4 protein-coding genes are annotated in these 7,396 nt (G+C 69.3%); 3 read left to right on the top strand and 1 reads right to left on the bottom strand.

Features of this window, described 5'->3' with window-relative positions:
* Positions 1-49: 49 nt before the first annotated feature.
* Positions 50-2,992 (bottom strand): excinuclease ABC subunit UvrA, encoded by a 2,943-nt coding sequence (gene uvrA / locus ACFXGJ_RS23485; RefSeq protein ID WP_378625601.1) that lies wholly within the window; start codon positions 2,990-2,992, stop codon positions 50-52.
* Positions 2,993-3,138: 146 nt separating this feature from the next.
* Between uvrA and ACFXGJ_RS23480 the strand changes: the two genes are divergently transcribed.
* The 3 genes from ACFXGJ_RS23480 (at position 3,139) to ACFXGJ_RS23470 (ending at position 7,359) form a co-directional block, all read left to right on the top strand.
* Positions 3,139-3,828, top strand: a complete 690-nt coding sequence (locus tag ACFXGJ_RS23480; RefSeq protein WP_378625597.1) for an MBL fold metallo-hydrolase — start codon at positions 3,139-3,141, stop codon at positions 3,826-3,828.
* A 295-nt stretch (positions 3,829-4,123) separates the two neighbouring features.
* Positions 4,124-4,825 carry a hypothetical protein gene (locus ACFXGJ_RS23475; protein WP_378625593.1) on the top strand — a complete coding sequence of 234 codons (702 nt, stop codon included), beginning with the start codon at positions 4,124-4,126 and terminating at the stop codon, positions 4,823-4,825.
* Positions 4,826-5,130: 305 nt separating this feature from the next.
* A complete protein-coding gene (locus ACFXGJ_RS23470) occupies positions 5,131-7,359 on the top strand; it encodes a HelD family protein (protein WP_378625606.1) in 2,229 nt (742 codons plus the stop codon).
* The last annotated feature ends 37 nt before the right edge of the window (positions 7,360-7,396 follow it).

Below are 7,396 nucleotides of genomic sequence, written 5' to 3'. Positions count from 1 at the left end.
AGTCCCGGCCCCTCGTTGCATGATCGTCGGCTCAGCCCGGCCCGTCAGGTCAGACCGCCGCGGCCGCCTTGCGGGGTGCACGCTTGCGCTTCGGTGCGGCCTTCTCCACCGAACCGTTGCCGCCCGCCGGCAGCGCCGAGGCCAGCACCTCTCCGAGGAACCGTCCCGTGTAACTCGCCGGGACCGCCGCGATGTCCTCGGGGGTGCCGTCGGCGACCACCGTCCCGCCCCCGGACCCGCCCTCGGGGCCCATGTCGATCACCCAGTCCGAGGTCTTGATCACGTCGAGATTGTGCTCGATGACGATGACGGTGTTGCCCTTGTCGACGAGACCGTTCACCACGCCGAGCAGCTTGCGGATGTCCTCGAAGTGCAGGCCGGTGGTCGGCTCGTCCAGGACGTAGACGGTGCGGCCGGTGGACCGCTTCTGCAGCTCCGCCGCCAGCTTGACGCGTTGCGCCTCGCCGCCCGACAGCGTCGGCGCCGGCTGGCCGAGGCGCACGTACCCGAGCCCCACCTCGACGAGCGTCTTGAGGTAGCGGTGAATCGAGGTGATCGCCTCGAAGAAGTCGGCGGCCTCCTCGATCGACATGTCGAGGACCTCGGCGATGGTCTTGCCCTTGTAGTGCACCTCGAGGGTCTCGCGGTTGTACCGCGCGCCGTGGCAGACCTCGCACGGCACGTAGACGTCGGGCAGGAAGTTCATCTCGATCTTGAGGGTGCCGTCGCCGGAGCAGGCCTCGCAGCGACCGCCCTTGACGTTGAAGGAGAAGCGGCCCGGCTGGTAGCCACGCACCTTCGCCTCGGTGGTCGCGGCGAACAGCGTGCGGATCTTGTCGAAGACTCCCGTGTAGGTCGCGGCGTTCGACCGCGGCGTGCGACCGATCGGCGACTGGTCCACCTGCACCAGCTTGTCGAGCTGGTCGAGCCCGTTGACCCGGGTGTGCCTGCCGGGCACCTGCCGGGCGCCGTTGAGCTTGTTCGCCATCACCGTAGCCAGGATGTCGTTGACGAGCGTCGACTTGCCGGACCCGGAGACACCGGTGACCGACGTGAGCACGCCCAGGGGGAAGCTCACGTCGATGTCCTTGAGGTTGTGCTCCTTCGCACCGATCACCGAGACCTGACGCTTCTTGTCCACGGGACGCCGGATCAGCGGCACCGGGATGCTGGACCGCCCGGAAAGGTAAGCGCCGGTGAGGGATTCCTCGCACGTCAGCAGTTCCTGATACGGCCCGCTGTGCACCACCTTGCCGCCGTGCTCGCCCGCGAGCGGACCGATGTCGACCACCCAGTCGGACGTGCGGATGGTGTCCTCGTCGTGCTCGACCACGATCAGCGTGTTGCCGAGGTCCCGCAGTCGGGTGAGGGTCTCGATCAGTCGCCGGTTGTCGCGCTGGTGCAGTCCGATCGACGGCTCGTCCAGCACGTACAGCACCCCCACCAGTCCGGAGCCGATCTGGGTGGCCAGCCGGATGCGCTGCGCCTCGCCGCCGGACAGGGTGCCCGCGGCCCGCGCCAGCGACAGGTACTCCAGACCGACGTCCAGCAGGAAGCCGAGCCGCGCCTGCACCTCCTTGAGCACCTGACCGGCGATGGCCTCCTCGCGGGCACCGAGGGTGAGGCTGTTCAGGAAGTCCGCGCACTCCGAGATGGACAGGTCGGCGACCTCGGCGATCGATTTCTTTCCGTGCGCGCCGGCGGAGATGGTGACCGAGAGAATCTCCGGCCGCAGCCGGGCGCCGTTGCAGGCCGGACAGGGCACGTCGCGCATGTACCCGTCGTAGCGTTCCTTCATCTGCTCGGACTCGGTCTGTTCGAGCCTGCGGTGCAGGAAGGGCATGACACCCTCGAACTCGGCGTAGTAGGAGCGGGTGCGGCCGTACCGGTTCTTGTACTTGACGTGCACCTGGTGCTCGCTGCCCTCGAGGACCGCCTTGCGAGCCTTCGCGGGCAACTTGTTCCACGGTGTCGCTATGTCGAAACCCATCGCGTCGGCGAGCCCGGACAGCAGCCGGCCGAAGTACTCCGAGGTCTGCCCCATCGACCACGGCGCGATCGCGCCGTCCGCGAGGCTCAGCTCCGGGTCGGGCACCACCAGGTCCGGGTCGACCTCCTTGCGGATGCCGAGCCCGGTGCACTCGGGGCACGCGCCGTACGGGGAGTTGAACGAGAACGAGCGCGGCTCGAGATCGTCGATGGCGAGCGCATGCCCGTTCGGGCAGGCCAGCGACTCGGAGAAACGCCGCTCCCGGTCGGTGGCGTTCTCCTCGCGGTCCACGAAGTCGAGCACCACGATGCCGTCCGCCAGGCGCAGCGCCGTCTCCACCGAGTCGGTGAGTCGCTGCTTCGAACTCGCCTTCACCGTGAGGCGGTCGACCACGACCTCGATGTCGTGCTTCTCCTGCTTCTTGAGCTTCGGCGGGTCGGTCAGCTGGTGCACCACGCCGTCCACTCGCACGCGGGCGTAGCCCTGCGAGTTGAGCTGCTCGAACAGGTCGACGAACTCGCCCTTGCGGGTGCGCACGACCGGCGCCAGGACCTGGAAGCGGGTCCCCTCCTCCATCGCGAGGACCTGGTCGACGATCTGCTGCGGACTCTGCTTGGCGATCTGCTCTCCGCAGACCGGGCAGTGCGGCGTACCGGCCCGCGCGTACAGCAGGCGCAGGTAGTCGTACACCTCGGTGATGGTGCCGACGGTCGAGCGCGGGTTCCGGTTGGTCGACTTCTGGTCGATCGACACCGCGGGCGAGAGTCCCTCGATGAAGTCGACGTCGGGCTTGTCCATCTGCCCGAGGAACTGCCGGGCGTAGGCCGACAGCGACTCGACGTAGCGACGCTGTCCCTCCGCGAAGATGGTGTCGAACGCGAGCGACGACTTGCCGGATCCGGACAACCCGGTGAAGACGATGAGACTGTCCCGCGGCAGGTCGATGTCGATGCCTCGCAGGTTGTGCTCACGCGCTCCTCGCACGATCAGGCGGTCCGCCACTCGATGTCCCTTCTCCCCTTGTCCGGTGCATGCGCACTGGTCGAACGCATGAGTCCTCGGCCGATGCACATGGTAGGCCGACCCTCCGACACGCTTGCTTCAGTCCGACCCGCCACGGGTCCGGTTCGGACGGTAGCGTCCCGGTCATGGACGGGCAGCAGATGACAATCGACGACCACTACACCGGCGAGCTGGCCCCGGGCTCGGACCCGCAGCGTCGCACCATCGCCGGCGCCACGATCACGAAGATCTCGGTCGGCCCCATGGACAACAACGCCTACCTGGTGGTGTGTTCCGCGACCGGCGACGCGCTGCTCATCGACGCCGCCAACGAAGCCGACCGCCTGGCCCGACTGATCGAGGCGGCCGCGCCCTCACTGTCGTCGATCGTCACCACCCACCAGCATCCCGACCACTGGCTCGCGCTGGCGGAGGTGGTGAAGCTCACCGGAGTGCCGACGGTCGCACACGCCCTCGACGCCGCGACGCTCCCGGTCGCGCCGGACCGCACGGTCACCGACGGCGACCTCGTCGAGGTGGGCTCGCTCGCGCTCGAGGTCATCCACCTGGCCGGCCACACCCCGGGTTCGATCGCCCTCGCCCTCACCGACCCCGCGAGCGGAACCGTCCACCTGTTCACCGGCGACTCGCTGTTCCCCGGCGGCGTCGGCAAGACCCCGGACGCGGAGCACTTCGACTCCCTCTACCGCGACGTCACGACCAAGATCTTCGAACGGTTCCCCGACGACACCGTCGTCTACCCGGGCCACGGCAAGGACACCACCCTCGGCGCGGAGCGTCCGAACCTCGCGGAGTGGCAGGTGCGCGGCTGGTGACCTCGGCCTGAACGGTCCCGCCGGACTTCCCGAGTGCGTCGACGCCGGGATCAGCTCGTCAACGATTGCGACCTCGTCGGTAGCCGCGGCGTCGTCCAGTCCGCGAGACGCGTCGGGAGATGCGGAACCTCTCGCCTCTGATCGTCTTTGCGGACCGTTTTGTGCATACGCTGATGAGGCGGTGCACGCAATGACCCGAACCGGCCGGTGTGCCGCGCGCCTCGACGACGGACTCCCCGAACGGGACCACGAGCCTGGACGTCGATCGAGGGCCGAGCATCCACCGGGAGCAGTCATGGCCACCAATCCGAGAACGCTCGCCGAACGGCCGCCGACGCTGCCGCCGGGCGACGAGCTCGAGCGGTTCGCCGGATACGGCGTGATGGGTCTGCCGTTCGCGAGCGGCCACTGTCTTGCGCTCCGGCACTTCGCGGCCAGCTCGATCGGACCGGGCTACACCTCGGTGTGGCACCGGAATCCGGCCGGCCGCTGGGTGATGTACACCAGCAGCGCACCGGACACCGGTTGCCCGCGCTACTTCAGCCGGGCGCTGTCAGAGTCCCGGACCGCGACGATCACGGTCACCTGGACGGGACCGGCGTCCCTCCAGACGACCGTCGACGACACGATCGACTGGTCGCTGACGCTGACGCGCTCCCCCGCCACGCGCGCGATGAGCGTTGCCGGATCGCTGCTGCCGGCAGCGCTCTGGCGCAACGACCACGTGCTGGCGCTGATGGCCCGAGTCGCGGGTCCGCTCCTCGGGGTGGGCCGGGTCGGGCTGACCGGGACGGCCCCGAACGGGCAGTCGTTCCGCGCCAATCCGCGCCGACTGTGGGCCGTGGACGACAGCCGGGCGACGGTAGACGGCATCGACCTCGGGGCACCGGGCCCGCTCCCCGACCAGGCCCGCCTCGGCGACTTCTGGCTGCCGCAGCGGGGCATGTTCGCAATCGGCGAGGCGTATTTCACTCCGGTGCCGGCTGCATCCGGCTGACCGGCCCCCTCGAAACTCCGGGAACGATCGACGCACCGACGAACGTCTCGAACGCGGCCCTCACGCGCAGGGTCGAACACCGCGCGGGCCGACCCTGTTCTCGGGGTGAACAGATGGAAGCCCTTCCTCACCGAGAAGCTTCCGCCGATCGTCGATCACAGCCGGGACCTGCCGGTTCTGCGGCACCCCGATCGGACCTACTAGACTTCCTTGGCCCTTTTCCCACCCTTTCCGGCCGAGGAGATCACTTGCCCGACGAGGCATTGCAGCATGCCGAACGCGACCGCGAGCAGCAGTACGTGTCGATGCTGTACGACCGACTGGACGCGCTGCGCGAGTACGCGTCCACCCGGCTCAGCAAGGCGCTCCTGCAAACCGGGGGCACCCCTCAGGCGCGTAGCGAACGCGAGTCGTTCACGCAGATGTACACCGAGGACATCGCCAAGTACGACGCCGCCGAGAACGGTCTGTGCTTCGGCCGCATCGACCTCGATCCCGAGGTCGACGGCGAGGACCCGCGCCGCTACATCGGCCGGGTCGGCATCCTCGACGAGGCCAACGACTTCGAGACACTGCTGCTGGACTGGCGCGCCCCGCTGGCCCGCCCGTTCTACCTGGCCACACCTGCGGCGCCGGAGGGCGTCACCCGCCGCAGGCACATCCGGACCCGCAGCCGCAAGGTCACCGGCCTCGGCGACGAGTACCTCGACCTGGCCGCCGCCGAGCAGGCGGGGGCGGTGGACGGCGCGGGCGGCGTGGCCGGTGAGAGCGCGCTGCTGACCGCGCTGAACGCGGCTCGCACCGGCCAGATGAACGACATCGTCGAGACCATCCAGTCCGAACAGGACGCGATCATCCGGTCCGCGCACAAGTCGGTCATGGTGGTCCAGGGCGGGCCGGGTACCGGGAAGACCGCGGTCGCCCTGCACCGCGCCGCATACCTGCTCTACACCTACCGCCAGCAGCTGGCGAAGTCCGGCGTGCTCATCGTCGGGCCGAACGCGACCTTCCTCGACTACATCGGCCAGGTGTTGCCCTCCCTCGGCGAGACCGGTGTGCTGCTGTCCACGATCGGCGACCTGTACCCGGGAGTGACCGCGACACACCAGGATTCCCTCGAGACCGGTGCGGTCAAGGGGTCACTCGACATGGTCGCGGTGCTCAAGCAGGCGGTCCGCGACCGGCAGTTGATCCCCGCCCAACCGGTCTCGCTGAGCTTCGACACCTACACGATCACGCTCGACCGCAAAACCGTCACCAGGGCCCGGGGACGGGCACGCTCGTCGCGCCGGCCACACAACCTCGCGCGCCCGATCTTCGTGTCCGCCGTGATCGAGTCGCTGGCCGAGCAGTTCGCCGCCAACCTCGGTGCGAACGTTCTCGGCGGCGCGAACCTGCTCAGCCGCGACGACGTGGCCGACATCCGCGACGAGATGCGCTCGGATCCGGACGTCATGACCGCGATCAACGAGCTGTGGCCGCTGCTGACGCCCCAGCAGGTGCTCGCCGAGCTGCTCTCGTCCCGGGCCCGGCTCGACACCGCGGCCCGGGACCTGACGGCCGGGCAGCGCGAGCTGCTGCACCGAGTCGGGGTGGCGGGATTCAGTGCGGCGGACGCCCCGCTGCTCGACGAGCTCGCGGAACTGCTCGGGGTGGACGACGCTGCCGAACGCGAACGGGCGACGCGGGAATGGCGGGCACAGATCGCCGACGCGCAGGGCGCGCTCGACATCCTCACCGGCTCGGCACCACAGGATCTCGAGGACGAACTCGACCCCGAGATCCTGATGGCCTACGACCTCATCGACGCCAGCCAGCTGGCGCAGCGACAGGACCTGCGGCAGCGACTCACCGCGGCGGAGCGGGCTGCCGCGGACCGCACCTGGACCTACGGGCACGTGATCGTCGACGAGGCCCAGGAGCTGTCGGCGATGGCGTGGCGGATGCTGATGCGCCGCATCCCGAATCGGTGGATGACACTGGTCGGCGACACCGCACAGACCGGCGATCCGGCCGGCAGCTCGTCCTGGCAGACGGTGCTCGAACCGTACGTCGCGCGCCGGTGGAAGCTGACCGAGCTCACGGTCAACTACCGCACCCCGTCGGAGATCATGGCGGTGGCACAGGACGTGCTGGCGGCCATCGACCCGGCGCAGTCCGTCCCCCGCTCGGTGCGCGACTCCGGGACGCAGCCGTGGGCCCGGCGGGTGCCGTCGGCCGCGGTGTCCGCCGAGGTGCGGGCGCGAGTGGCCGCCGAGACGGGACCGGGTCTCGTCGCGGTGCTCACCAGCGAGGACGGGGTGGACGAGTTCCGCGACCTGATGTCGGACTCGGTCAGCGTGCTGTCGGTCCGCGAGGCGAAGGGCCTCGAGTTCGACGTGGTGCTGATCGTGGAACCGCAGCGAATTCTGGACGAGTCGCCGCGGGGCATGAACGACCTCTACGTCGCGCTCACCAGGGCCACCCAGCGCCTCGGCGTGGTGCACGCCCGGGACCTCCCTGAGGTGCTCGCGAAACTGACTCCGGTGCACTAGCTTCCGAAACGACCGCGGCTCCGGCGGGGAGTACCCC

The sequence above is a fragment of the Rhodococcus sp. NPDC059234 genome, assembly GCF_042754225.1.
GTDB lineage: Bacteria > Actinomycetota > Actinomycetes > Mycobacteriales > Mycobacteriaceae > Rhodococcus_G.
This window is presented reverse-complemented; position numbering and strand designations above follow the sequence as displayed.

Excerpts from the sequence above, each read along its gene's own strand:
- ACFXGJ_RS23480 (WP_378625597.1), top strand. The coding sequence starts at position 3,139 with ATGGACGGGCAGCAGATGACAATCGACGACCACTACACCGGCGAGCTG.
- ACFXGJ_RS23475 (WP_378625593.1), top strand. The coding sequence starts at position 4,124 with ATGGCCACCAATCCGAGAACGCTCGCCGAACGGCCGCCGACGCTGCCG.
- ACFXGJ_RS23470 (WP_378625606.1), top strand. The coding sequence starts at position 5,131 with ATGCTGTACGACCGACTGGACGCGCTGCGCGAGTACGCGTCCACCCGG.